The 26,347-nt window shown below is 52.5% G+C and carries 23 protein-coding genes; 13 read left to right on the forward strand and 10 right to left on the reverse strand.

What is annotated here, in order from left to right; all coding sequences use genetic code 11:
* Positions 1-532 precede the first annotated feature (532 nt).
* Positions 533-2,821, forward strand: a complete 2,289-nt coding sequence (locus tag JCM2850_RS08015; protein WP_025871027.1) for an ATP-binding protein — start codon at positions 533-535, stop codon at positions 2,819-2,821.
* Between the two features lie 27 nt (positions 2,822-2,848).
* Positions 2,849-3,304, forward strand: a complete 456-nt coding sequence (locus tag JCM2850_RS08020; RefSeq protein ID WP_025871029.1) for a response regulator — start codon at positions 2,849-2,851, stop codon at positions 3,302-3,304.
* Here the strand turns inward: JCM2850_RS08020 and JCM2850_RS18040 are convergent.
* The 3 genes from JCM2850_RS18040 to JCM2850_RS08030 form a co-directional block, all read right to left on the reverse strand.
* Positions 3,286-4,497, reverse strand: a complete 1,212-nt coding sequence (locus tag JCM2850_RS18040) for an ATP-binding protein (protein WP_148301218.1) — start codon at positions 4,495-4,497, stop codon at positions 3,286-3,288. The two genes, JCM2850_RS08020 and JCM2850_RS18040, sit on opposite strands and share 19 nt — an antisense overlap.
* Positions 4,467-4,991 (reverse strand): response regulator, encoded by a 525-nt coding sequence (locus JCM2850_RS18045; protein WP_051525320.1) that lies wholly within the window; start codon positions 4,989-4,991, stop codon positions 4,467-4,469. The genes JCM2850_RS18040 and JCM2850_RS18045 overlap by 31 nt, the downstream gene beginning before the upstream one ends.
* A gap of 267 nt (positions 4,992-5,258) precedes the next feature.
* Positions 5,259-5,438 carry a hypothetical protein gene (locus tag JCM2850_RS08030; RefSeq protein WP_025871031.1) on the reverse strand — a complete coding sequence of 60 codons (180 nt, stop codon included), beginning with the start codon at positions 5,436-5,438 and terminating at the stop codon, positions 5,259-5,261.
* Between the two features lie 973 nt (positions 5,439-6,411).
* Between JCM2850_RS08030 and JCM2850_RS18050 the strand changes: the two genes are divergently transcribed.
* Both JCM2850_RS18050 and JCM2850_RS08045 read left to right on the forward strand, forming a co-directional pair.
* Positions 6,412-6,798 carry a hypothetical protein gene (locus JCM2850_RS18050; RefSeq protein WP_148301219.1) on the forward strand — a complete coding sequence of 129 codons (387 nt, stop codon included), beginning with the start codon at positions 6,412-6,414 and terminating at the stop codon, positions 6,796-6,798.
* 208 nt (positions 6,799-7,006) lie between these two features.
* Positions 7,007-7,585, forward strand: coding sequence for a hypothetical protein (locus JCM2850_RS08045; RefSeq protein WP_025871033.1), 579 nt, complete (start codon positions 7,007-7,009; stop codon positions 7,583-7,585).
* A gap of 200 nt (positions 7,586-7,785) precedes the next feature.
* Here the strand turns inward: JCM2850_RS08045 and JCM2850_RS18055 are convergent, their stop codons facing one another.
* From JCM2850_RS18055 to JCM2850_RS08060, 3 genes are all read right to left on the reverse strand, one after another.
* A complete protein-coding gene (locus JCM2850_RS18055; protein WP_234406162.1) occupies positions 7,786-9,210 on the reverse strand; it encodes an efflux transporter outer membrane subunit in 1,425 nt (474 codons plus the stop codon).
* Positions 9,207-12,320 (reverse strand): multidrug efflux RND transporter permease subunit, encoded by a 3,114-nt coding sequence (locus tag JCM2850_RS08055; RefSeq protein ID WP_025871035.1) that lies wholly within the window; start codon positions 12,318-12,320, stop codon positions 9,207-9,209. Before JCM2850_RS08055 ends, JCM2850_RS18055 begins: the two co-directional genes overlap by 4 nt.
* 75 nt (positions 12,321-12,395) lie before the next feature.
* Positions 12,396-13,604: a MexX/AxyX family multidrug efflux RND transporter periplasmic adaptor subunit gene (locus tag JCM2850_RS08060; protein ID WP_025871037.1), complete on the reverse strand. Its 1,209-nt coding sequence runs from the start codon at positions 13,602-13,604 to the stop codon at positions 12,396-12,398.
* A 242-nt stretch (positions 13,605-13,846) separates the two neighbouring features.
* On the opposite strand from JCM2850_RS08060, the gene JCM2850_RS08070 reads away from it, so the two are divergent.
* The 4 genes from JCM2850_RS08070 (at position 13,847) to JCM2850_RS08090 (ending at position 17,192) form a co-directional block, all read left to right on the forward strand.
* Complete coding sequence (locus tag JCM2850_RS08070; protein ID WP_025871039.1) at positions 13,847-14,470, forward strand: TetR family transcriptional regulator; 624 nt, start codon at positions 13,847-13,849, stop codon at positions 14,468-14,470.
* A gap of 179 nt (positions 14,471-14,649) precedes the next feature.
* Positions 14,650-15,681 carry a sulfite exporter TauE/SafE family protein gene (locus JCM2850_RS08080; protein WP_025871041.1) on the forward strand — a complete coding sequence of 344 codons (1,032 nt, stop codon included), beginning with the start codon at positions 14,650-14,652 and terminating at the stop codon, positions 15,679-15,681.
* A gap of 124 nt (positions 15,682-15,805) precedes the next feature.
* Positions 15,806-16,558 carry a ProQ/FinO family protein gene (locus tag JCM2850_RS08085; RefSeq protein WP_025871042.1) on the forward strand — a complete coding sequence of 251 codons (753 nt, stop codon included), beginning with the start codon at positions 15,806-15,808 and terminating at the stop codon, positions 16,556-16,558.
* A 364-nt stretch (positions 16,559-16,922) separates the two neighbouring features.
* Positions 16,923-17,192 (forward strand): hypothetical protein, encoded by a 270-nt coding sequence (locus tag JCM2850_RS08090; RefSeq protein WP_025871044.1) that lies wholly within the window; start codon positions 16,923-16,925, stop codon positions 17,190-17,192.
* 459 nt (positions 17,193-17,651) lie between these two features.
* On the opposite strand, the gene JCM2850_RS24270 is transcribed toward JCM2850_RS08090, so the two are convergent.
* Both JCM2850_RS24270 and yfcF read right to left on the reverse strand, forming a co-directional pair.
* Positions 17,652-17,888: a hypothetical protein gene (locus JCM2850_RS24270; RefSeq protein ID WP_199898281.1), complete on the reverse strand. Its 237-nt coding sequence runs from the start codon at positions 17,886-17,888 to the stop codon at positions 17,652-17,654.
* Entirely contained in the window at positions 17,885-18,343 is a 459-nt protein-coding gene (yfcF, locus tag JCM2850_RS21865) for a glutathione transferase (protein WP_199898282.1), read from the reverse strand. The genes JCM2850_RS24270 and yfcF overlap by 4 nt, the downstream gene beginning before the upstream one ends.
* Before the next feature lie 275 nt (positions 18,344-18,618).
* Here yfcF and JCM2850_RS23390 point away from each other — a divergent pair, with 275 nt between their 5' ends.
* The 5 genes from JCM2850_RS23390 to JCM2850_RS08120 all read left to right on the forward strand — a co-directional run bounded on the left by JCM2850_RS23390 (position 18,619) and on the right by JCM2850_RS08120 (position 23,576).
* Positions 18,619-20,058 carry an LTA synthase family protein gene (locus JCM2850_RS23390; protein ID WP_267879253.1) on the forward strand — a complete coding sequence of 480 codons (1,440 nt, stop codon included), beginning with the start codon at positions 18,619-18,621 and terminating at the stop codon, positions 20,056-20,058.
* On the forward strand, positions 20,033-20,629 hold the full coding sequence (locus tag JCM2850_RS23395) for an LTA synthase family protein (protein WP_267879254.1): 597 nt from the start codon (positions 20,033-20,035) through the stop codon (positions 20,627-20,629). Before JCM2850_RS23390 ends, JCM2850_RS23395 begins: the two co-directional genes overlap by 26 nt.
* Complete coding sequence (locus JCM2850_RS08110; RefSeq protein ID WP_025871046.1) at positions 20,616-21,338, forward strand: phosphatase PAP2 family protein; 723 nt, start codon at positions 20,616-20,618, stop codon at positions 21,336-21,338. Before JCM2850_RS23395 ends, JCM2850_RS08110 begins: the two co-directional genes overlap by 14 nt.
* A gap of 481 nt (positions 21,339-21,819) precedes the next feature.
* Positions 21,820-22,935, forward strand: a complete 1,116-nt coding sequence (locus tag JCM2850_RS08115; RefSeq protein WP_148301220.1) for a hypothetical protein — start codon at positions 21,820-21,822, stop codon at positions 22,933-22,935.
* A gap of 50 nt (positions 22,936-22,985) precedes the next feature.
* On the forward strand, positions 22,986-23,576 hold the full coding sequence (locus JCM2850_RS08120) for an Ig-like domain-containing protein (RefSeq protein ID WP_025871049.1): 591 nt from the start codon (positions 22,986-22,988) through the stop codon (positions 23,574-23,576).
* Here the strand turns inward: JCM2850_RS08120 and JCM2850_RS08125 are convergent.
* Together JCM2850_RS08125 and JCM2850_RS08130 are read right to left on the reverse strand one after the other, a co-directional pair.
* Positions 23,518-24,711 carry an ABC transporter transmembrane domain-containing protein gene (locus tag JCM2850_RS08125; RefSeq protein ID WP_025871051.1) on the reverse strand — a complete coding sequence of 398 codons (1,194 nt, stop codon included), beginning with the start codon at positions 24,709-24,711 and terminating at the stop codon, positions 23,518-23,520. The genes JCM2850_RS08120 and JCM2850_RS08125 overlap by 59 nt on opposite strands.
* A gap of 13 nt (positions 24,712-24,724) precedes the next feature.
* A complete protein-coding gene (locus tag JCM2850_RS08130) occupies positions 24,725-26,140 on the reverse strand; it encodes a TolC family protein (RefSeq protein ID WP_081775003.1) in 1,416 nt (471 codons plus the stop codon).
* Positions 26,141-26,347: the final 207 nt, after the last annotated feature.

Here is a 26,347-nt window from a genome sequence, read left to right on the forward strand (position 1 = left end):
AAGAATTGCTGCAGCTTATGTCTTAACAAATTTTGTCTTAACAAATTTGCCTTACTACATTGCATTGCTACAACAGGGCTCAGCCTTACCGGAGCAAGGCAGGGCGGACGAAAACGATGGTTCTAAACTTAAGAAAGAGGCAATTAACAGCGCTTTCAGCGCAATTATGATTTGACAATTCCGAGGCTTGCTTTAAGGTTCCGCATGAGCCCCCTAGCGGCGACATGATAGCAGTGTATATAAGATTGGTTTGTAGGGGTTTGTCTGATATTGACAGGGCGTAAAAATTTACTTCAATGTCAGGAAAATTCCGATATTGCCAATCGCGGGATCAAGATATGATTAGTCATGTATATGTCAAATGAACCATATCTGAAGCACTCAGTCATTGCAAACGTAAGCTATAGTGAGCTATAGATTTTTAACGATTTATAAAAAACGTTTTATAGATCGCAATATATGATGAATTTTGCCCATATGCTCGCCATTAAGATTAGCCACTCATTGATTCGCCACTAACAGTTGATAGCGATTGAATACACACCCACAAGCACTTGACCACGCCAGTCAAACCGAGATCAATGCCGCAGCCATTTTGTCCTGCGAGCAAGAGCCTATCCGCATTCCTGGCAGCATACAGCCACACGGATTTTTCTTAGGTATTGAACATGGGGATAATCTGGCCCAGCAGCCTGTGATTCAGGTCAGCAATAACCTGCCCTTGCATACTGGTATCAGTGTAGACCAAGCCTTGCATCACCCCTTGGCTAATGTCATAGGCCTAGAAAATGCGCAGCAGTTGCTGAATAGCCTGGCGGCGCAAAGCTTTCAGTTTTACCCCTTGTACCTGGGCACGGTGGCGCTGGAAAACGGCGGTTTTTATGATGTGCTGACCCATCCGCAGGATGGGATGACCGTATTTGAATTCGAGCAGACCTCGCGTCAGGCGCATGCGGATTTCCGCCATCTCTATCCCTTGGTGGGCAACTTTCTCAATAGCCTGAGCAGTGTTTCCAGCATTGAAGAAATGAGCCAGATAGCGGTCAGGGAATTCAAGCGCCTCACCAGCTATGGCCGTATTTTGCTGTATCGATTTGATGGGGCAGGGCATGGTGAAGTGCTGGCCGAAGCCGTGGATGAGGGCTATCACGCTTATCTCAACCAGCGCTTTCCGGCTTCGGATATTCCTCGCCAGGCGCGCGATTTATATGTCATCAATCGCATGCGGCTGATTGCGGATGCCAACTACACACCCGTTGCCCTGGTGCCTGCCCACCACCCTTTGACGGGGCAAGCCAATGACCTGACGCATGCGGTATTGCGCAGCGTTTCGCCAGTGCATGTGCAGTATATGAAAAACATGGGCACTTTAAGCTCCATGTCGGTTTCCATTGTCATCAAGGGCAAGCTGTGGGGGCTGATTTCTTGCCACCATGCCGAAGCCAAGCCTGTGTCTTTTGAAACCCGGGCGGCGTGTGAGCAACTGGGGCAAATCCTCGCCTTACATATTGCCTCCAAGGAAGAAAGTGATGAGGCCAGTGAGCGGCTGGAATTGCGCCGTATGCTGGTGGAAATGCTAGGGCCCTTGGGCAAGGGCATGGATTTTGTCGGCAATATCAGTGGCATTGCCCCTTTGCTGATGCGTTTTGCCAAGGCTGGTGGTGTGGCCTTGATGTTTGGCGATGAGGTGAAGGCTTTTGGCAATACCCCTACGCCAGAAGAATTGCAGTCTTTGGTGGCGTGGCTGGGCACACAGTCTCAAGGCATATTCCATACCGACAGCTTGCCACGTCTTTATCCGGCTGCCGCAGCTTATCAGGCCAGTGCCAGCGGCATACTTGCCCTGCCTATTTCCAGCCTGCACAGACATTATCTAATCTGGTTCCGCCCCGAGGTAATTCAGACCATAGACTGGGCGGGCCACCCTTATCATAAGCAAGCGCAAGCACCACAGCAGGATAATCTCAGCCCGCGCATGAGCTTCTCGCTCTGGCGCGAAACCGTCTCTGGCAAATCCCGCCCTTGGAACAGCAGTGAGGTGGGTATAGCGGCAGAATTCCACACCGCCTTGCTCAGCCTGGTGCTGGAACGTGCCGAGCAAATGGCAGAGCTGGCCGAGGAGCTGGGGCGCGCCAACAAAGAGCTGGAAGCGTTTTCTTATTCCGTATCCCACGATTTACGCGCGCCCATGCGGCATATTGTCGGTTTTGCCGATCTGCTGCTGGAATATCAGGGGGATGTGTTGAATGAGCGCAGCCAGCGCTTTATCCATAACATCAAGGATTCCGCGCGTTTTTCCAGTCGCCTGGTGGATGGCCTGCTGAGTTTTTCGCAAATGGGGCGGGCTGCGCTACATATAGCCGATGTGGATATGAATGAATTGGTTAGATCATCGCTAGCCAAACTGCTGGAAGATCAGCAAGGGCGTGAAGTGGAGTGTGATGTTGCTGAACTGCCAGTGATACAGGCCGATGGCAATTTCCTGCAACTGGCTTTGTTCAACCTGCTTTCCAATGCGCTAAAATATACGCGCACACGCAGCCCTGCCAAAATCAGCATCAGTGTTGAAGCACAGGATGACAACTGGATATTCCATATTGCTGATAATGGTGTGGGCTTCCCCATGGAATTTGTTCACAAGCTGTTTGGCGTATTCCAGCGCTTGCACCGTATGGAAGAGTTCGAGGGTACAGGCATAGGCCTGGCCAACGTCAAGCGCATTATTGAGCGCCATGGTGGCAGTGTCTGGGCAGAGGGCAGCCCGGATCAAGGGGCCACTTTCTCCTTTTCACTGCCCAAACAGATACCACAAGCAAACTAATAAAAGCGCATAGAAAGCAAGATCGTCATGTTGAAACCCATTCTTCTGGTAGAAGACAACCCCAAAGACCTTGAGCTGGCCTTGATAGCGCTGGAAAAAAGCCAGTTGGCCAATGAAGTTATCGTGGTGCGGGATGGGGCAGAGGCCCTGGATTACCTCAATGCCGAAGGGCAATTCGCCAACCGCCAGACTGGCAACCCGGCCGTGGTGCTGCTGGATTTGAAATTACCCAAGATAGATGGTCTGGAAGTGCTCAAATACATCCGCAGTGCCGATGCATTGAAGAGCATTCCGGTGGTGATGTTGACCTCATCCAGAGAAGAGCAGGATTTGCTGCGTAGCTACTCGCTGGGAGTCAATGCCTATGTGGTAAAACCAGTGGAATTCCGCGAATTTGTGCAAGCCATTGCCGACCTCGGCATCTTCTGGGCGGTACTCAATGAGCCACCTCCAGGCTCTACGCGTTACGTACGTCGCCCCTGATCAGATATATCCCCGGAGATATCCCCGGAAATTCCTTCGGTTATTTCCTGGGATATCTCCTTATCCAGCACTTCCCTGACTTTCAGTGACAGCGTTTCCGCACTGTAAGGCTTGGTGAGCAGGTCGGTGCCCACCATCAGCTTGCCGTCACGCGTAATCTTGCCCTCGGTATAGCCCGAGGCAAACAGAATGCCGATATTGGGCAACAGCTTGCGCGCGGCGATAGCCAACTCGTCGCTGCGCATGGGCCCAGGCATCACCACATCGGAAAACAACAGGTCTACCTTGGCGCCTTGCTGCAAGATATTGTAAGCGGCCTGCGCATGTTCAGCCTGCAGGGTTTTGTAACCCAGGGCGCGCAAAATCTCCACCGTGGTGCTCAATACATCAGGCTCATCTTCCACCACCAGCACGGTTTCGCTGCCCTGTACCATGGGGGTTTGCTGTGCATGGCTGCTGTCACGCTGGCTATTTTCCACCTGAGTGCGCAGCAAATAAGTGGTGACCGTTGTGCCTGATCCCACCTCACTCTTAAGTTCAATATGCCCATTGCTCTGTTTGACAAAGCCATAGGCCATGGATAAACCCAGGCCAGTGCCTTGCCCGGTGGCCTTGGTGGTGAAGAAAGGCTCAAAGGCTCGACTCATGACATCTTCAGCCATGCCCTTGCCATTATCACTGACCGAGATGCGCACATAGTCATGATCGGGGCTTAATTCATGCACATCGCTCAGCAGCTTGCCGCTGATGCAGGCCACATCAATCACAATCCTGCCGTTGTCACCCATGGCATCTCTGGCGTTGATGGCTAGATTCAGCATCATGTTTTCAAGTTGATTGGGGTCCACAAATACATGACAGCTTTGGTCGCGGACATGGACCTCTAATGAAGTGGAGCCTCCCAGCGCACGGCGCAGCATATCCTGCATGCCATGCACCAGTTCACCCACATGCAATTGCTTGGGTTGCAATGGCTGGCGTCTGGCAAAGGCCAGCAATTGCGAAGCCAGCTTGGCGCCACGTTCCACCCCACTGAAGGCCTTGGCTACACGCTGTTGCATGACATCATCGCCAGAGGCCGCAAAGCGAATCAAATGCAGATTGCCGCTGATGACCTGCAACACATTGTTAAAATCGTGGGCCACCCCTCCGGTTAATTGGCCTATGGCTTCCATCTTCTGGGCCTGATGCAAGGCCTCCTGGCTTTGCTGTAATTGCTCAGTTTTGGCGAGTAAAGCCTGCTGGCTGCTTTGCAAGGAGATAAAGGCAGCATCACGCTGTTGTTGCGCGAGATAAGCTGGGTGTGATAACGAATGCGCGCAATCAATTCAAGCTTGCTTGGCCACTTGATCAGGTAATCATCACAGCCCATGGCAAAGCCGCGCGCCTTGCGCTCGGGCTGGTCTTCGGTGGACAGCAGCACCATGGGCAGCTTGGGAAATTCGCTGGAATCACGAAATTGCTTGATCACGGTATAGCCGTCGATCAAGGGCATGGACAAATCAACCAGCACAATGGTAGGGGCAAAAGCCAGCGCCGTGCTCAAGGCCGCACGTGCATCCCAGACATGCTGAAAACTGATGTCAGGCTGATCTTCCAGCATGTGCTGTATCATTTCAGCGGCAATTTCCTGATCATCGATCAGCAGCACCCTGGGTAGGGTGTCTTGGTGAGAGTCTATGTGCATATTGGACTTTTTATTATGTGCGCTGCTTGATGCCACGCTAAGTGGGCCTCTGCCCAGTGGGCTATCTAACCAGAGTGGTGATTAATAATGGAGAGCAGAGGGGCAGTACTTTACCAAACTTGTTGTACCAAAACTGTTCGAGTAAAGCTGTTGAAGCAACGCCATTCCTGCGCTCAAGCTGAGTAACCGAATTCGCAAGTAAGCAGGCATGGTTGTTCAGAAATAGTAATTAAGCATAGTTCTGAAGCTTATCTCTTAAGCTCAGCTTCACTGCCTGACCGATTCGGGATGCACCAAACCCATCCATTGCAAACTTACAGCAAGTGGCTGGTTGGCCACCGTGATTTCTACATCAATAAACTGATTGCCAAACTGCACCAAGCGGGCCGCCCCCAGGCTGTGAAACTCGCCCTTGACCTGGTCACCACGCCTCAGGTCCAGCGCCACTGCTGGTAAAACAAAAAGTCGTAGCGTCTTCGGCCTCGGCCATGAACCGCATTGATGCCGCATCGACAGCAATAATTAAAGCCCGCACGTTTCCCCCCGACATGAGTCAGGCGATATCACTCAAGGCATAGATCCCAGTCATATCGCCTATGCAATACCCTTATATGCAAGACCACCTAAGCCAACACAAAATCCTGGGGGGGGAGGATGAACGTTGTGAATGCTTGATCTAAAGTAACATCATCTAGAGAAATCTAGGCAGCACCGTACCCAAAGCCACCATCATTGTCATCCCCAGTATCGCCAAACCCAGGGCAACCCAGGCTTCAAGTTCAGGTCTCATTATGACTCCCGTACGTTTATGGTGGTGTTTAGTCGCTAAGCATTCCGCCTGCATCGTAGGGGCAGTTTCAAGATTGCGCTATCGGGTGCTGTCTGACATTGTCCTATAGGCTGTGCCATGGGGGAGAGGCAAGCTAAGGGATAACGCCAGCGCTGCCGTGGGTATGCGCCTGTGCGTATGGCATTTTCCAGCCCCTGCCTATATCAGTATTGTGCTGATATGCCAGCACTATAACTTGTAATTGTCTAGGCAATATAGCGCTCAATAGCCACTGTTTATCTCTAAGGTATCAGATCCGAAATTCCCAGATAAGCCCTGCTTGATGTAGCTTGAATCACTAGCAAGATTATGAAGAAGTATTGGGGCCTGATGCTCTTTCACCACTGTTGCATTAGCAACAGCATATGCAATTTATCCAGTGTGTAATCTGTGCGGTTTATGGCAGCTTGAAGCAGCCGATTTGTTTTGAAGATTTTATCATTTTAGCTGATCACTACGGCTGAGCTTGCGTGATATTATGCGCGACGCAGTATCTTCATTTCTTTCAATTAATCTCATATAAAAATCATGAATAATAAATTCCAATATTTTCAATTTATCAAACTGACGATTGCGAGCATTTTTCTTCTCATGCTGACGGGCTGCGCCACCATGTATGTCGATGGCACCACTAAGGAAATCAAGGCTTCTGAATACAAGGTGCAGCAGGAAAAGCAAGCGGTCATGCTGGTGTTTGAGTTTCAGACCAAGGGGGTTGCCAACGCACAGGCAACGAAGTATCTGAAAGACAAAATCGTCGATCAGGTTAAGAACAGCGGTATCTTCAGCGAGGTGTCCTTGAATCCGGTGGCGGGTAACCGCGTGCTCAGCATTACGCTGAATAATGTGCCGCTTAGCGATGACGCGTTTTCCAAGGGCTTTGTCACCGGACTGACATTTGGCCTGGCTGGCTCTAGCGTTTCAGATGGTTATGTCTGCACGGCACGCTATCTTGGCGGCGACCAGCAGCAGCTATAGTCACCCAGGCGCGGCATGCCATCCACACAACGCTGGGTGCGAAGGGATCGCCTGATAATGCGACCAAAACCGCCAATGCAGAAGAAGCTGTGACCCTGATGACGCGCCAGATTGTCAGCCATGTGCTGTTCGATATGACACAGGACGCAGGCTTCAAGTAAAAGAATTCAAATCAACGCAGGGTCAGTTTATTTATTAGGGGAGTGATATGTTGTCTAGAGGTATCAAATCGGGTTTGATCATGTTGCTGGGCTTGGCGATCACGGGCTGCATTTCCATGAAAATGCCAGAACCTACCGCCACCATGAGCAATCTGGAGAAAATCAGAGGGGCCAATGTAGTCCCAGCAAAAACCGGGAGTTTCAAACTTGCCGCAGGCAAAACTCCTAGCCTGGATAAAAGCGTCAGTGGTTTGCGAGGCTCATCTGTCAGCCCACATAGCGGTAGCTTTGCAGAGCAATTACGCGCCCAGCTTGAGGCCGAATTAAAAGCGGCAGGTTTATATGATGCACAATCCAATGCCACTATCAGCGGGGAGTTGATTGATAGCCAGGTAGACGCTGCGATAGGGACGGGTACAGCCAAATTATCTGCACGTTTTATTGTCGATCAAGCTGATACTCGCATCTATGACAAGGTGCTGACTGCGGATGCCAGCTGGCCTTCCTCTTTTGTCGGCGCAATCGCCATTCCAGAAGCGATCAATCAATACACCGCGCTGTATCAAACCTTGATAGGCAGATTGTTTGAGGATCAGGATTTCCGTCAGGCATTGCGTAAAAAATAGGTGTGATGCAGTAAAAATAAAGCCCGCTACCTTTATGGTGCGGGCTTTTTTTATTTCTGCATCATAGTCCTGAATAACACTGAGTTGAGCAGCTAGAAAAGTCAGTTCGCTAGCAAAGTTTTAGCCTATTTCAGGCCAGATTAAACCTTACGATGTTTTCCATTCCCCACCCAGCACCTTGAACAGATTGATGCGATTGCTTAAGCCAGTTGCTTGAGCTGTACCAGGTTTTGCTCGGCATCAAACAAGCCACGTTGTGCATCCAGTAATTCAAGATAATTTGCCACACCACGGTCATAACGGCGGGTAGCCAGGCGCACGCGCTCGCGTTCTACCTCGGTGACTTTGGCTTGTGCGCTGATCTGGGCATCAATCTGCTGCTTGGCTACCAGCACGTCATTCACTTCACTGAAGGCGGTCTGTATGGCTTTTTCGTACTCTGCCACGCTGATCTCCTGACGCACCTTGACCAAGTCCAGGCTGGCCTTGTTGCGACCATAGTTGAAGATGGGAATGGAGAGCTGCGGGTTGAAGCTCCAGGCGCGGTCACTGCTGCCGCCAAACAGCTTGAAGAAGTGCTCATTGACCAGGCCGATATTGGTGGTGAGCGCAATACGCGGGAAAAACGCAGCGCGCGCTGCGCCTATATTGGCATTGGCGGCTTGTAGCCTGTGTTCTGCTGCGCGTATATCCGGTCTGCGCTCCAGCAGTTCTGAAGGCAAACCTATAGGCAGTGCGGTGAACTGCAGCGTATCCAGTGCTGTGCTGTTGGCGCTGAGCTTGAAATCCTGCTGGCCTATCAGCAATAACAGGGTGTTGATGGCCTGCGCTTGTTCGCGGCGCAGCGCTGCCAGGCTGGCACGTGTGGTTTCCAGTTGCAGCTCGGCGCTCTTGAGATCCACGGCGTTATCTATACCCGCTGTCAGGCGGCGTTGCGTACGTGCCACGCTGATCTCACGTGAGGCCAGGGTTTCCACGGCAATCACATGGCGCTCGGCCAGGGCTCTTACATTTAGGTAGGCCACGGCCACTTCGGTGATGAGGCTGGTACGTGCAGTTTGCCTGGCCTGCTCGGTAGCAAAGTATTCTTGTAATGCCGCGGTGGACAGGCTTTTAACCCGACCAAAGAAATCTAGCTCAAAATCGCTGACGCCCAAGCCCACGCGGTAAAGATCGGCATCAAACGTCTGGCCCTGGGCAAAGATGGTACGGCTGCGCTCGTAGCTGCCCGTGGCGTTGACCGTGGGCAGGCGGTCGGCACGTTGTATGCCGTACTGCGCCCTGGCTTCTTCAATGCGTAGCGCGGTGATGCGGTAGTCACGATTGTTTTCCAGCGCAATCAGTATCAGTTGTTGCAGCTCAGGCTCGGTGAAAAACTGTTCCCAGCTGCTGGGAGCGGGCTTGCTAATGCTGTCATCACTGAGCGCAGTGGCGGCATAGTTTGCCGGAATAGGCGCAGCAGGGCGCTGATAATCCGGGTTGAGCGAGCAGCTTGCCAGCGTGGCGGCGATCAAGAGGCCGCTGATGCGCTTGGCTTGAAGGAGATTGCGTTGCGGAAGTTGAGGTTGCAGCAGCTTGGTCATGAGGTCAGTCATTTGCTTGGCCGAAAAATTAGCAGGTTTCACAGGGCTTCCTCCTGCTGGTGGCTAGGCCGTTTGATCCAGCGCCCTACGGTGACAAAGAACAAGGGCACCAGGAAAATGGCCAGCATGGTGGCGGTGATAATGCCGCCCAGCACGCCAGTGCCGATGGCGATTTGCGCACCCGAGGCCGCGCCATTGGCCAGCGCCAGCGGCAACACGCCTACACCAAATGCCAGCGAGGTCATGATGATGGGGCGCAGGCGCATGCGCGCCGCCTCCAGTGTGGCCTCCAGAATATCCTTGCCTTCGTCATACAAATCCTTGGCAAACTCGACGATCAGAATGGCATTCTTGGCGGATAAGCCTATGGTGGCAATCAGACCCACCTTGAAGTAAATATCATTGGGCAGATCACGCAAGAACACGCCGAGCAAAGCCCCCAATACCCCCAGTGGCACCACCAGAATCACCGAGAACGGAATCAGCCAGCTTTCATACAGCGCGGCCAGCGCCAGGAATACCACCAGTATGGATAGCCCAAACAGAATGCCCGCCTGCGAGCCGGAGATGCGCTCTTCATAGGATTGGCCAGACCAGTCATGGCCTATGCCTTCGCCCAGGCTATCGGCAATGCGTTCAATCTCGGCCATGGCCTCGCCGCTACTGAAGCCAGCCCCGGCATTGCCATTGATGGTGAATGAGGGGAAGCCATTAAAGCGTGTGAGCTGGGGCTGACCCATGGTCCATTCCATATGCACAAACGAGGCCAGCGGCACCAAGTTGCCAGAGCTGCTGCGTACGCGCAGCTTGCGCACATCTTCCAGCGCCAGCCTGTCTTTGCCATCGGCCTGAATAATGACACGGCGAATCTGACTGCCATGCATAAAGTCACCGACATATTCCGAGCCAAACATGGTGGCCAGCGTGGCATTGATTTCGTCCATGCTTACCCCCAGGGCCTCGGCCTTGCGCCTATCTACCTCTAGGCTGATGATGGGGGCTTCGGGCAGGCCAGCAAACATCAGGTTGCTGAGTTTGGCGCTTTGATAGCCTTCGGCCATGAGTTTTTCACGCGCTGCCGCCAGTTTCTCAATCCCCACACTGCCTCTGTCTTGCAGGCGCATATCAAAACCGTTGGAGGAACCCAGCTCAGGCAGGGCCGGGGTGTTGATGGCAAATACCGTCAGATTGTCGCGCCCGGCAAAGCGGCCATTGATACGCGCCAAAATGGATTGCACATCCTGGCCAGCCTCACGGCGCTCACTCCAGTCCTTGAGCGTGGCGAAGATCATGCCGCTGCTTGATGAGCTGCCATAGAAGCTAAAACCGCCGACATCGTAGGCATACTTCACTGGCTCTTCTTCACGCAGATAGGTGCTGACTTCATCAATGGCTTTCATGGTTTCACTCATGGTGGCGCCTTGCGGCAGCATCACCATCACCATGAAATCACCCTGATCTTCATCCGGCAGGAAGGCAGTAGGCAGGCGCACAAACATCACGGCCACCGCAGCCACAATCACGCCATAAACCAGCAACCATCGCAGCGGACGCTTGAGTATCTTGCCCACGCGGCCCTGATAACGATTGCTTAGCGACACAAACTTGCGGTTGAACCAGCCAAAGAAACCGCGTTTTTCATGATGGTCAGGGTCGGGCTGCTTGAGCAGAGTGGCGCAGAGCGCCGGGGTGAGCGACAGCGCAAGGAATGCCGAGAAACCTATGGAAACCGCAAGCGAAAGCGCAAACTGGCGATAGATATTGCCCACCGCGCCACTGAAGAAGGCCATGGGCAGGAACACCGAAGTCAGCACCACGGTAATGCCTATGATGGCGCCACTGATCTGCTGCATGGCCTTGATGGTGGCTTTCAGCGGCGACAGGCCTTCTTCTATCATGATGCGTTCTACGTTTTCCACCACCACAATGGCATCATCAACGACGATACCAATGGCCAGCACCATGCCGAACATGGTCAGCACATTGATGGAGAAGCCCAAGGCATACATCACGGCAAAAGTGCCGAGCAGGGCAATGGGCACCACGATAGTGGGAATCAGCGTGGCACGGAAATTCTGCATAAACAGATACATAACCAGAAACACCAGCAGCACCGCCTCAAACAGGGTATGCACGACTTTCTCTATGGAAATCTGCACAAAGGCCGAGGTGTCATAGGGAATCTGGTAACTGACGCCCGCCGGGAAATACTTGCTGAGCTCATCCATTCTGGCGGTAATGCGCTTGACGGTGGCCACGGCATTGGAGCCTGGGGCCATCTTTACTGCCAGGCCAGCGGCATTGTTGCCATTGACGCGCGACATGACGCTGTAATCACTGCCGCCAAATTCAACACGGGCAACATCCTTGAGCAGAATGGCCGAGCCATCAGCCTTGGTGCGCAGGGGAATCCGCTCAAAATCCTCGGGCGTGGTCAGCGAGGCATCCGCCATGATGTTGGCGCTGATGGGCGCTTGTTCCGGCACACCGAGATTACCCAGCTGGCCCACGGTGACCCGGGCGTTGTGGCTGCGGATGGCTGTGGTGATATCGCCCGCGGAAAGATTGAGCGAAGTCAGCTTGGCCGGGTCTGGCCAGATACGCATGGCGTATTCCGGGCTGAAAGATTGCACCTTGCCCACGCCCTCCACTCGGCGTAACGCTTGCAGCACATTGGCCGAGGCAATCTCGCCCAGCTCAATTTCGGTGAGGCGGTTATTGTCCGAGGTGATGGAAACCACCAACTGGATAGAGTCTGCCGATTTCTCAATGGCAATACCGTTGCGGCGTACCACTTCCGGCAGACGTGCCTCTACAGTTTTCAGGCGGTTTTGCACCTCAACGGCAGCCAGGTCAGGGTTGGTGCCTTGCTTGAAAGTCAGGCTGAGCGAGGCCATGCCAGGGCTGCTGCTGGCCGAGGTATACATCAGCCTGGGCGCACCGTTCATTTCGCGTTCTATCACCGCAGTGACGGTTTCTTCCACCACACGGGCAGAGGCACCGGGGTAGCTGGCGCTGACGTTGACTACGGGCGGAGCGATGTCAGGGTATTGGGCCACTGGCAGGCCGCGAATCGCGATAATACCTGCCAGAATGATCAGCAGTGATATGACCCAGGCAAATACCGGGCGGTGTATGAAAAAACGGGCCATGTCAGGCAGTCCTGAATAAGTTCTAAAGATCTAAAGGTGGGCTAGCGCTTTAAATTGCTAGCGTCGTTGCGCTGCTTAGTGGCTAGCAGCTTGGCCAGCATCAGCGTCTTCAGCCGCGGCTTTGCCTGCGGTTTGCGGCTTGAGCGGCTTGACCGGGGTGCCTGGCGCCAACATGCCGGGGTTGCTGATAATCACGCGCTCACCACCCTTGAGGCCAGCGGTGACTATCCACTGCTTGCCTTGCAGGTTATCGGCTTGCACTTCTACCGCTTCTACCTTGTTGTCCTGATTGATCACCATGACGCTGGCACCGCCAGCCGTACGGATCAAGGCATCACGCGGCACCAGCACCGTATGTTGATTCACCGCCTGCTCCAGACGTATCTGCACATAAGCCCCAGGCAACAACTCATGGCCGGGGTTGGCAAACAGGGCGCGCATGGCCACGGTGTCGGTATTGCTGTCCACCGCCATATCCGAGAAGAACAATTTGCCGGATTGGCTGTATTCGCTGCCGTCAGGGAACACTAGGCGTACCTGCATGCTGTCCTTGGCCTTACCCTGCACCGCACCATTCTTGATGGCGCGCTGCAAGGCCATGACTTCAGAGGCTGGTTGTGAGAAATTGACGTAGATGGGGTCTATCTGCTCTACGGTGGTCAAGGGGGTGGGCGCATCCTGGCCTACCAGCGCACCTTCAGTCACCAGCGCACGACGCGCCCGGCCGTTGATAGGGGAGGTCACGCGGGAATAACCTAGGTCAAGCTTGGCCTTCTCCAGCTGGGCGCGTGCGGTCAGCACCTGGGCTTTGGCCTGCAATTCCTCAGAGACGGCGGCCTTGTAGTCGCGGTCACTGATGGAGTGATCTGTTGCCAGATCCTTATAGCGCTCCAGCTTGTCCTGGGCATTGGCATGGTTGGCTTCTGCACTGGCCAGCTCACCTGCGGCCTGGTCGCGCGCGGCGTTCAATAATTCGGGGTTGATCAGAAATAGCGGCGTACCTTTGCTCACTTCCTGGCCCTCCTGATACAAACGCTCGGTTACCACACCCGCCACGCGGGCGCGCACCTCAGCCTGGCGGTAAGCCTCCAGCCTGCCAGGCAACACCACAGTATTGGCAACAGGCGTGACTTCAGTGGTGATGAAGTTGACTTCAGGCGTTGCTGCGGTCTGTTGTTGCGCTTCTTCCTGGCTACAGCCGCCTAGCAAAAAGGCCAGCGGCAAAAGCAGTGCCGTCAGCGAGGAGGAAACGTTTTTTACGGTGTGTATGCGTTGCTGGTACATATTGTCTAGCCTGGGTGCAGGTTGAAACGGAAAACCTGGAGGTTGAGCGGGGGTTAAAACAGTGGGTTTTAGCCATCATGCAGGTTTTTGCCATCATGTTTATGCATAAAACCTGCTTGTATTAACCAAGCCTTGTCAATGTAGCATGCGCTGATGTTATTAATCAATCTAGTTTGATTAAATAAATGTGATTATAATCCCCCTACTTACATCTCAACTTTTACTTGGATTAGGCAGGCATAGTGGCCAGAAAAACCAAAGAAGACGCACAACTCACCAAGGACGCCATTCTGGATGCGGCCGTGGATGTGATTTTCAAAAAAGGCCTGAGTTACGTCACCATGGCCGATATTGCCGATGCAGCCAATGTCTCGCGTGGCGCTGTCTACGGCCATTACAAAGGTAAGGTAGAAGTTGCCCTGGCCATGTGCCAACGCGCAGTAGAGCAGGTAGAACAACTGGATAAACGTGCTGAGGAAACCTGCCTGCAATATTTGTATAGGCTGGGGCTGCACCAGTTACGCCTATCGGTCGAGCCTAGTGATATCCAACGCGTTCTGTTTATTCTCTATACCAAGATAGATGATGAAGCCTCCCTGATGGCGCTGCGCCGGGAGTGGGAGCTGGCCTACCGGGATCAGGTTCACCACTGGCTGCTGCAAGCAGTCAAACATGGAGAGCTACCGCACGATCTCAATCACGAGCTTGCCGCCACTTATTTGCAGGCCTTGTTGGATGGCATTTTCTGCATGGTGTATTGGTATAGCCATGGCGATGGCAAGCAATGGGCACAAGGGGAGCTATTGTTCCAAGTGGGTTTTGAAACCTTGCAGCATTCCCCCAAATTCAGGCGGCAGGCAAGCTAGGTTGCTGATTCCGCATTAGAACTGATAGGCATTGCATAGTATTTATTGCGTAGTATTTCAACCTTGATGACAAGGCAGAGGGTGTTCAAGGCATATTTTTGCTCTGGATGGCGGTGGTCGTCATCTAGCTCAGCGCTAAAGGCGAAACATTCCTTCAACATCAAGATTTTCAGGTCATCATGATTTTTCTCAATATTTTCCTCGTGGCATTTCTCGCATTTGCCCTCAGCATGGTGTGCGGCGGTGGCGCGGGCCTGTTACTGATCCCTTTGCTGGGTTATGCCTTGCCCGCGGCGCAGGTTCCGGCGGCATTGTCCATAGGCACTTCGGTCAGTTCGCTGACCAAACTTATATTGTTTTTCCAGCAAATTCATTGGGGCCTGGTGCGCCTGTTTTTGCCTGCGGCCATTCCTGGGGTGTTTCTTGGTGCCTGGTTGTTAAGTTATCTGGACCCGGTCTATATCGAGTTGGCCATGGGCATGTTTCTGGTTTCCAATCTGCCCTATCTGTTTGCCAAAGAAGCCAAAGCCAGTGATAAACCTGCTTATTCGGCCTGGTTTTTACGCTGTATGGGCTTGCTGGCAGGGTTTATTTCCGCGCTCACTGGTGCGGTAGGTGTGCTGTTCAATCGGGTTTATCTGCGCTATGGGCTGACTAAAGAACAGATTGTCGCCACCAGGGCTGCCAACGAAATTGTGCTGCATTTGCTCAAGCTGGTGCTCTATGTCTGGTTTGGGCTGTTCACGCTCAAGGCATTGGGCGTGGGTGTGCTGGTGGCGCTGGCGGCTGTGCTTTCCACCTATGTGATGAAATATCTGCTGCCGCATATTCCGGTGCGGATTTTCAGCAAGGTGGGCTATGTGGCCATGGTGTTTTCCGGGGTGATTTTGTTCAATAGCGCCATTACCCGCGTGCAGGAAGCGCATAACCCGGATTTTGATGTCACCCGTGTGGCACGCGGCTACGATGCCACCTTCAACTGGGATGATCTGCTCTACACCATAGAATTCAAATACGGAGAGGGTTTTGAATTTGAGAAAATCATCCCGTTCAGCGCATTGGATCAGGCACGTCAGCGCTATGTGCTGGCGCAAGATCAAGGCTCAAGCAAGATCGTGATTGAGAAGGTCTATGCCCTGAGCAAGATATCCTATGAGGCTTATTATTACGATGAAAGCCAGCAGCTGATCAAGAAAATCAAGTTTGATTAATTCAAAATCAAGTTTGATTAATCCAAAAGCAGGATCGATTAATCGGCATATTTCCTCAGGAATCAAAGCGACAGCTTGTAATCAGGAGTAGAATCCTGCTTTTTTCAACATCACGCATACCAGCATGGGCTTCGAACAACTCGCAGAACTCAAAAAGCAATTGGCCGCCAAGGCCAGGGCAGAGCAACCTTCTACGGAAACCAACTCTCAGCCTGAAGCCAGGCAGAAACCTGCTGGCGAGCCAGGGCGTAGAGGGCAGAGGCCCCAGGCTTCTGGTGACCGGGCTGGCAAGGGCAGGCCTGGGCGTGAGCATGCTGGGCGTAACAGAGCTGATCATCAACGCGAGCGCGGCCTTTCCCCGGCTGATGGTGCTGGCGCACGCGCCAGGCCAGCACGTAAGCCAGCCGAGCCTGTAGATCCGGTGGTATTGAGCATAGGCCGATTGCAAAAACATTTCCCCAGCACTTTCCCCAAAAATCCTGCGCCCAAATTGCCACTGAAGATAGGCATACATCAGGACTTGCTCGCCAAGGCCAAGGATATCGGCCTGGAAGAAGCGGCGATTACGGAGGCTGTCAAAACCTGGTGCCGTGGTACGCGTTACTGGGCTGCCATTGTCGAAGACGCACCGCGTATAGACCTTGAAGGTCAGCCCGCAGGGTCGGTATCGGCTAGAGATGCCGCGCTGGCACGCTCACTGGAAAACCGTCGCAAGGCGCGTCAGGCCAAACCCAAGGCTGCAGATGCTGGCGCGGTGGCAGCAGAGCAGAAAGTGACTGCCCAGGAAGTTACAGAGCAAGCTACAGAGCAAGTGCCAGCCGCTGTGGAGGCTGGCATCAATGATGCGAGCACAGCACCAGCGCCTGACGCTGAGTAAACCACCCACATCGGCCTGCCTATTCTGGCAGGCCTATCATTTCTAAGCCCCGGTCTTGTAGTCCATACGCTAGCTTAAGGGGCTGTCTTGCCTAAATTCTGCTTGGCTTACATATAGGCCATAGCATCACTCTCGCCTTTTGATACGCTCCCGGTTACAACCAGATTCAAACGCTACTTCAGCCAAATTGCTGGCCTGCTGCGGGTTTTTAGCCACATAGACGTTAGGCTAGGGCAGGATATTACGGCTTAGTCCGCTGTGACACAGAATTGTCATGATAGTGACATGTCGTTGGGATAATTTCCCAGCATCCCTCTAATCTGCTTGCTGCCGTTTAGAGTTCGTCTTATCAAGGGAGGCTACTGTGAAAATCAAATCCATCAAACCGGAATACCTAGAAAAGGCCCAAGCGCTTACCATCAAAAAATCCGAGCGCCTGATGTCGCGTATGAGTTTCAAATTGCAGACGCAGCTGGTCAAGGATGGCTGGACTGCGCTGCAAATCATGGCGGTGCAGTTGGAGATAGAAGATGAACAGTTACACGAGTGGCGTGAGCGTATTGCTCAGGTTCGGCTGCGTGATCAGCAGCACTTGCTGGCTTCCAGCACCGTGGTTTCCGCTGCTGTCAATTGATTTGGGCTGCTGCTAAGTTGTTGATCAAGAAACATATAGACATTAATTCCGCCGGGTCTGGCGACATTAATGCAAAAATGTCGGGGTTTTGAGACGGTTTAATTGTCATTAAAAACAGTGGCTTACAAAATCTCATTTGAGACTCAATTGCAAGCGCGTCTCAAATTAGAGACAGTATGATAAATGACGTAGTATTGGTGTTTTGTCATTAATTGCTTTAAAACAATGACTTGTATGAGTTGGCACGGTTGCTGCATTACTACTAGCGAAGTACAGCCTATCGCTAGGCTAACAGAGCCCGAGTCATCCCCCCCCTGACAACGGCTCAAACCCCTTACGCCGGGCTTTATGCCCGGCGTTTCTCTTTTCTGCGCCTGATTTCTAGCGTCAGCAATATCAAACCGCCAGCACTATCAATCCAATAGCACCGTCACTCCAAAAGCACCGTCAATCAATGCCTCAGGGCCTGGGCAACGATACCCAGCTTTGTACTGAGGGGCGTAGCCATTGTTGGCTAGCGTAATGCGCCAGCCGTTCAGGCACAGCATCACCGCTTTTTACGAGTCGGTTCAACATCAGCGCTAATTCGGTATCGGCAATCGACCATGTGCCAAACAAATGTTCAGCCCCCTCGGGTAGCAGGGTTTCCGCAACGACAAACAATTTATGCGCGGCTTTTAAGGCATCCTCACTCAAGGCTGGGGATTGGCTGTGAGAAACACATGCTCGGTTGAGCGCTCTTGCCGTACTGGCACCAGGTCGGTACGCAGCCAGGCCTGAATCTGCCTGGCGCGCGCACGCGCTTGAGGCTCGGTGGGGTATAGCGCCACACCGGGAAAGCTTTCGTCCAGATATTCGGTAATGGCGGATGACTCTGACAAGGCAAAGCCATCATGTACCAAGGTGGGCACCTTGCGGGTCAAGGAGAGCGCGGCGTAATCCTGCTCGTGCTGCTGCTTGGCCTTGAGGTTGATGGTGAGTAATTCATGAGGCAGTTTTTTTTCTTGCAAGGCCACATAGGCAAACATGGCAAACGGGCTGAGGTAATTGGCGTCTACATAGAGTTTTAATGAGGAGGACATGATGGGCTGGGCGGGTGGTGGAATGGAGATGGCAGTCTCGCTTAAGGCCAGCTTTGACGTCAAGTGCATGCAGATGGCTGCACGGCCAGTGATGCCTAACTATTTTGCAATGCCTAAGTAACCTGCAATCGCAAGTAGTCTGCAATCGTAAGTAAACCCCGCAATAAAAGTATGCAAGGGCTTGCAGAGGGCAGGGCTAGATGATGCATGGCGATACCAGCTTGAGAATTTAAATCCTATATTTTACAAGGTGTTAAATGATGTAAAGCCGTCGGAAGTTTGGCAATGTTGTGATGGTATATGACTTGCCATAGTCAAGGCATCTTCAATCTTGATGGTGTCTCATGACCACACATATATCTGCTTCAACTGGTGCTGCAATCGCTTCCCGCCGTTTCCGGCTGCCGCTTGCCGTGGTACTGCTCATCTCTGCCATGCTGGCCTGGTTGGCCTTGCGCCTGGGTTTGTGGCTCAGCTTGGGGAGTGAGCGGCCTGATGGCATGGGGCTTATACATCCGCTGATACTGGGCACCTGGTTTGATGCCTGGACCATGAGCTATCTTCTGGCTCCCTTATTGCTGGTGAGTGCCGTGCTACCCAACCGCCTGCGCTTATCGCGTGTTGGCGATTGGGGGCGTCAGGGTCTGCTTTGGCTGGCTTTGGCCATACTGTTGTTTGGCATCGTCGCCGAAGTGATTTTCTGGCAAGAGTTCACCACGCGCTTCAATTTTATTGCCGTGGATTACCTGATCTATACCCATGAGGTGTTAGGCAATATCTGGGAGTCATACCCGATTCCGGCCATTCTGCTGGCGATTGCCCTGAGTGCCAGTTTGGTAACACTGCTGATCACGCGCTTGGTCAGCCTGCGAGTGCAGGCCCATCGCTGGCAGCACAGAGCCGCGCTGGTGGCGCTAGCACTGGCATTGCCATTGGCTGCCACAGGCTTTGCCAATCTCGATCAGGCTAGCAACCCAGATCATTATGCAGAGGAGTTGGCCGGGAATGGCTTGTTCTCCCTGGCTGCCGCCATGCGCCGTAACGAACTGGACTATCAAAAGTTTTATGCCACTGCCCCAGCCAATGTCTCAGCGCGCCTATTGGCGCAGGCGGGCGTGGACTGGCGTGTGAAAAACACCCCTAATCACTTGCGCAAGGTAAGCCAGGCACCAGTCCAAAACAACTATCAGCCAGAAATCAGCCTGCCGCCTGAGTTTATACGCAGGCCAAAAAACATTGTGCTGATTACCGTAGAAAGCTTGTCCGCTGAATATCTTGACAGCTTTGATGGCAAGCAGGGCGGGCTGACGCCACAGCTGGATAAGCTGGCAGCACAAGGGCTCAAGTTCAGCAATATCTACGCAACAGGCACGCGCACGGTACGTGGCCTGGAAGCGCTGTCGCTGGGCACACCGCCTATCCCCGGTCAGGCCATCGTGCATAGACCGGGCAATGATCATCTGGCAACGCTGGGTGAGCAAATGCGTAGTCAGGGTGTTACGCCGTATTTTATCTACGGCGGCTATGGCTACTTTGACAATATGAACAACTATTTCCGCGGTAATGATTACCGCGTGATAGATCGCACTGATTTCCCGGCACAAAGCATTGCCGCCGAGAACATCTGGGGCGTGGCAGATGAAAGCCTGTTTGCCAATACCTTGCAGACCCTGGATAAGGCGCATGCGCAAGGCCAGCCTTTTATGGCACAAATCATGACTACCAGCAATCACAGACCATATACCTTCCCGGCAGCGGGTGGCAGGCAAGCAAGGTTCACGTAGCGCTGCAGTGAGTTACACCGATTACGCCATAGGTGATTTCATCCGCCAGGCGCAAAGCAAGCCCTGGTTTAACGACACCTTGTTTGTGATAGTGGCAGACCATTGCGCCTCGGTAGCAGGCAAAACCAGCTTGCCAGTGGCTAAATACCGCATTCCCCTGATTTTCTATGCGCCGCATCTACTCAAGCCTGGCGTGGTGAGCCGCATGGCTAGCCAGATTGATATAGCCCCCACGTTGATGCAAGTGATGGGCATGCCACAAACTGGTTTCTTTGGTGCCTCCATGCTGGCGGCTCAGCAGGGTGAGCCACGGGCTTTCATCAGCAATTATCAGGATTTGGGCTATTACAAACACGATCAGCTCATTGTGCTTTCACCGCGCCGCACAGTCACCGCCTATGCCATAGACCCGCATACCTTTGAGGCTAGCCCCATCGCCGTCAATCCTGAGCTGGCCAGGGAAGCTATCGTCTATTACCAGACGGCGTCTACAGCGTTCAAATCCGGCATGTTGCGTTTCCCCCAGCCACCTGCGTTTTTGGCCCAGGGAGCAGCGCATGGACAAAGCTAGACCGCAGTTGACGATGGATAAGGCCGTACCGTGGCGTCTGATATCAGCTGGCTTGTTGATCAGTGGCATGCTGATTCTGGCGCTGGAGCATTACACCTCAGTTGACCTCAGGCTGGAAGACTGGTTTTTTGATAACACCCTGCACGATTTTCCCTGGCGTAATCGCTGGTTTGCCACTGACTTTGCCCATGGCAGTGTTAAAAACCTGCTGACCTATGGCGGTGGGGCCGTGTTGACCTTGGTATTGCTGGACTTGGTCTACAAACAGAAATGGCTAAGCGATTTCTGGCGCTATCGTTTGCAAATTATCGCCTGGGCTTCGGTGTTGGTGCCTAGTGTTATCCGCGGCATTAAGCGGCTTTCACCCTTGAATTGCCCCTGGAGTGTAGATCGCTATGGCGGTGACGCACCCTATATGAAGTTGTTTGCGCATGTGCCAGATGGCTGGCAGGCCGGGCATTGTTTTCCTGCAGGCCATGCCAGCACCGGGCTGTGGTTGGTGGCTTTGGCGGTCATTTTTTTACCCGCACATCCGCGTAAAGCGTTTTGGGCAGGGCTGGGTGGTTTGGGAGTAGGTCTGGCTTTGGGGTGGATACAGCAAATGCGCGGGGCACATTTTCTCAGCCATACCCTGGTGTCGGCGTGGCTAAGCTGTTTTATCTTTTTTTTGCTGATGTATTGGTATCAAAACAAATTGCGCAGCAATTAGAAAGGACTGAAATTTATTCCAAGCAGTTGTAATGAATTTTATTGCAGGAAAATGTTCGGTTTTCTAGAAAAATAACGTCAAATTTGACTATAAAATTTTTAAGTTTTATTCTGCATACCAACAATTATTCCGCGATGTATCACCACAAAATCCGCCAAAAAATTATTTATCTTCCCCCGCATTAGTGATCGTTGTATTCCGCATCTGTATTGAATTTAAGCGCTATCTTGTTTCAAGTTCATAAGGATTTGCTTGTAAATTTGATGACAAGTTCTAGTGAGAATTTGCATGGAGGTTTCATAAGGGAGTAAACAGGTTTTTCAGTGTATTGCATATTTATAAGCAAATGATAAAGTGTTGCTTTTTGCCGTTCCGGATGTCGGTTATTTTTACTTAATTGACTGAAAGTAAATGAGGTTTTTCCCTCATCAAGGCCAATCATATCAAGTGATTAATGAGCAATCTGCCTGGAGAAATAAATATGCAATCATATGACAACGATCAACACCCTCAGCAGTTAAATGACGCCTTGACCGAACCCTCATCAGTACAGGCTCCGCAAGCCCCAAGCTCCAAACAAGATGCCTCGCCCCCGCTCAAGCAAGATAAAACTCAGCTCAAACTCAAGAGAAAGAAAAACCTGCATGAAGCAGAAAAACACAAGCTGCTAGACGCTGCTGATACAAGCGTAACGCCAGCAGCGCAAGAGGATGAGCCCGCCGATATACAGGATCAGCAGTCTGCTGGCAGACTCAACGCTACTCACGATAGTCGTAGGTTCGCAAAGCCTAACGAGGGGGCTGAGGAAGGGCCAGGCCTTGCCCAAGACAACACTGCAGAGCTTACAGAACCTGGCAGAGTTCAACTGGCCGCCAATACCTTGAGGACTCAAAAGACGGCTACAGAAGTGAGCGCCCCGCTGGTGATGTATGACCCGAGTAGCGAGGTCGCTGCTCTGGACGAGGGTGCTGAAAGCTTAGAGCAAAGCGCTAGTGTAGAAAAAAACGGCGGGGGCGAACCAAACTGGGCTTTAGCAGGCCTCGCGCTACTGGGGTTTGGCATTGCTCATGGTGGGGGTGGTGGCGGACATCATGCGGATAAGCAAGCAACCGCACCCATCATTACCCAGACCACCATCAATGGTGTGGTCATGGCTGGCTTGGTGTTGCCTGGTGCTGGCCTCAGTGTCAAAGCTTATTCGCTTGACGGCAAAGAGTTAGGTAGTAGTGCAGTGAATGACAAGGGTGAGTACAGCATTGTCATGTCAGGGGAGTATAACGGTACAGTCAAGCTGGTGCTGGTTGATGGCAACGGCAATGCCAATGACTATTGGAATGAGGCCTCAGGCCCCAAAGATGTAGGAGAGCTGAGCGCAATTGCCAATATCAAGGCTGGTCATGGCAACTCCATCATGATGACCTCCTTGACCAATATGGCCGCTGAAAAGCTGGCTGGGCAGACACCGAGCGCGAGTCAGGTGAATGCTGTCAACCAGGCTGTGGCCAAGCTGTTTGGTCTTGATGATATTTTGGTCACCGCGCCAGTTCCTGTGGTGACCAATACCGGGGCAGACAACCTGAGTCATGCAAACGACTAAATGGAGTGACAAGTAAACTGGGTAACGCCACAGTGACTGGCACGAACTGGATGTTCAAACCGGGTAAGGCCGTGGAAGGTGCTCATCAACTCACTGCGGTAGTAGAAAACCTTGCGACGGGTTTACAAGGCAGCCCCAGCTCGGTGTACAACTTCAACATCTACACTGCGCTGCCAGTCACCATCATGGACGATGTTGGTAGCAGTCAGACCGCGCTGGTCAACAATGCGATTACCGACGATGCAACGCCCACCTTGAGTGGTAGCTTGATTACGGGTTTGCTCAGCAGTGAAGAACTCGCAATTTATGACACCGTAAATGGCGTCACCAGCAAGCTGGGCACAGCCATCATCAACGGCCTGACTTGGAGCTACACGCCTGAGGTGGCGCTGGCGGATGGCAGCCATGTTCTGATGGCCGCTATACAAGCACGCGGCAGCAGTGATGTCGCCAAAACCCATATAGCGAGTAGCAGCACTACCATTGTTGTGGATACCAATCCGGGAGTACCAAGCCAGGCGGTAAATATCAGCACACTAGAAATGGGAGCAAAAGCGCGTTACATCATGCTGCGCTTCTCTCCTAAAGCCCGGTCAGAATCTTTAATAGCGCGGATTTACCTACGCCTATGGGGCCTATGATGCCTATGCGCTCGCCGGGCATGATGCGCAGGCGTTCGATACTGAGCGGCTGTTTGCGATCCTTGAAGCTATATTGCATGTCGCGCAATTCCCATTCACCGCGCAAGGTTTCCACACGCAGGGTCTGCGATTGACCAGCGCTGTCTTTCTGCAGTGCCAGTACGCCATCCAGCGCTTTGGCGGCAATCTTGACCTGTGCTGCCTGCACCATGAGCATAGGGACTGAAGTAATAGGGGTGAGAATGCGTCCTGCCAGAATGGAGGCAGCAATAATGCTACCGCTGGTGAGTTCACGCTGGGTTACCGCGATATATGCGCCTACCGATACCACACCTACATAGGCTAGTTGTTGGGCAAACTGCACAAAATAGGAGGTGGATTCCGAGATTTCACGCGACTTGAGGTCTGAGTGCAACACGGCTTCTGACAGCTCGCGCCAGCGGCGGCGGCAGTTGGCCATGAGGTCGTTGGCCTTGATCCATTCCATGGACTTGATGCTTTCCACCAAGAAGCCATATTTACGGTTGCTGGAGGCAAACTGTTTGCTGGCATGCTGACGCACACGCAAATGCTGGATGATGCCAAACGGTAGCAAAATACCCAGTAATATCAATGGCACTAGCGTGACTTCTGGCCCGCCCAGTGCATACAGTCCAAACAGGAACAGGATGGCATAAGGCGCATCCACCACGCCAAACGACATCAGGGCAACCAAAAAGCCACGTATGGTTTCGTAACTTTGTAATTGCGAGGCAAACGAGGCGGCTTGCAGAGGGATTTGATCCATGCGCGTGCGAATCAGCGCATCGTAAACGGTGACCGAAAGGTTGCGGTCTATGCGTTGCACAATGTAGTGCGAGATAGTGCTACGCAATTTTTGCAGGAATAGTTGCAAACCGCTGGCAATAGCCACCCCCACGGTCAGTACAATCAGCGTTTCTGTGCCCTGGCGCGGCAATACGCGGTCATATACCTGCATGCTGTAAAGCGCCGTAGCAAAGGCAATCAGGTTGATCAGCAGGCCTGCAAGGGCAAAGAAGATCCAGGCTGGGGTTTGCCTGAATGTTTCGCGCCTTAAAATCTGCAGAATTTTCTTGGGCTGGGCTGGGCCGGCTGCTTGTGTTGTTGTGCTCATGATCCTGGCTTCCTTAGTTGGTCAGTTGCAGTTCGCCGCGATAAATCTTCACAGCGCGGTCGGCGGCATTAATGTTGGCTTGCAGGTTGGCTTGGCTTAACTCAGTGCCACTCAGGTCACGAGCAGCATTGAGCAGGTCTATCCAGGTACGCTGGCCCACGGCAAATTGCCTGCCGTAGGAGTTGAGCACCTCGCGATTGCTATTAACACTGGCGGCAATGCTCTCAAATTGGGCAAAGCCTTGATCCAGATCAATTTTCTGCGCAGTCACGGCATTGTTGATATCCTGCCGGGCTGCATCTACAGCCGCCTGCCGCCCGGCAATGCGCTGAGCTACGCTTTCATACTGGTAATAACTGCTGAGGCCTGCACCTGGCGTGTATTGCATGTTCAACATCAGGCGCTGCTCGTTTGGACGATTGAAGCCATTGATATCTACGCCATTGGCATATCTATCCATCTGCAGGTTAAGGTTAACGTTGGGAAGCATATTGGCGCGTGCGCGCGCTGCATCCACTTCAGCCTGTTCCACCTCAGCCTGGGTACGTTTGAGCAGGGGTGAAAAATACAGACTTTGCGCGATGGTGGTGCTCAGGTTCTGGTTGTCCTGGCTTGGCAAGTCAGGGATGCGCAGTGATTGGCTATTCAACATCAGCCCGGTGACCTGGGATAGTTGCGATAAGGTGGTATTGCGTCTGGCTTCGGTAGCCTTGAGGTCAGACTCGGTTTGGGAGATGCGGCTTTCAACAAAGGTGATGTCCGCCTGGCTGGAACGTCCCCCTTCAAATCGACGCAATATCATGGCGTGATATTCTTCATACCTATCCAGCGTGTTTTGAAATACCGTGATTTGCAGCGCAGCGGCTAAGTAGTTGCGCCAGAGGTTGACCAAAGACAATGCCACGCTTTGACGGGTTTCATCGATTGCCAAAGTAGCAATGGATTCTCTCACCTGCGCCTGATTGACCCCGGTGCTGAGTTTGCCGAAGGTATACAGCGGCTGGGTCAAACCAGCACTTAACACTTGACGTCCATGCTCGCCGATATTGACGCTGACATTGGGGGTTGGGTAATACGCCTGCTTGGCGACGGTGATGTCGGTTTTAGCCACCATCTGGTCAAACATGCTGCGCCTGATCAAGGGGTGGTGCGCATAAGCCGCCTGCAATAACTGTTCAAAGCTTAAAGGGCCGCTGTGGTCTGCCGGAAGTAGGCCTATGGGCTGTTCAATAATGGGTTGTGATGCGGCCAGCGGGATGAGCTGGGCTTCCTCTTGCGATTGGAAATATTTATCCAGCACTAGTTTTTGCGCTTTGGCTGGCGCTTGCCCGTTGGGTGAGAGACTGCCAAACCGGGCTGCTTGATCGGCATCTGCTTGTGCCAAGCCCGGGAACATGCAAATAAGCAATAAAATATAAGCGGCTTTCATGCGACTCACCTTTTAGGCAAATTTAAAGTAAATTAATTATGCAATTTACTTTAAATGAATCAATACATGACATTAATTTAACTTATAAATTTTTAGTTAATATTTCGCCTGTATTGCCCGTGCCTATTGTATTTCATTGATTAATATCAATTTTTGAAAGGTGAGCGTATTTACATTAATTTTGTAAAAAGCATCTGTTTTGAGTTG

The sequence above is a fragment of the Methylobacillus glycogenes JCM 2850 genome (assembly GCF_000617925.1).
Classification (GTDB): Bacteria; Pseudomonadota; Gammaproteobacteria; order Burkholderiales; family Methylophilaceae; genus Methylobacillus; species Methylobacillus glycogenes.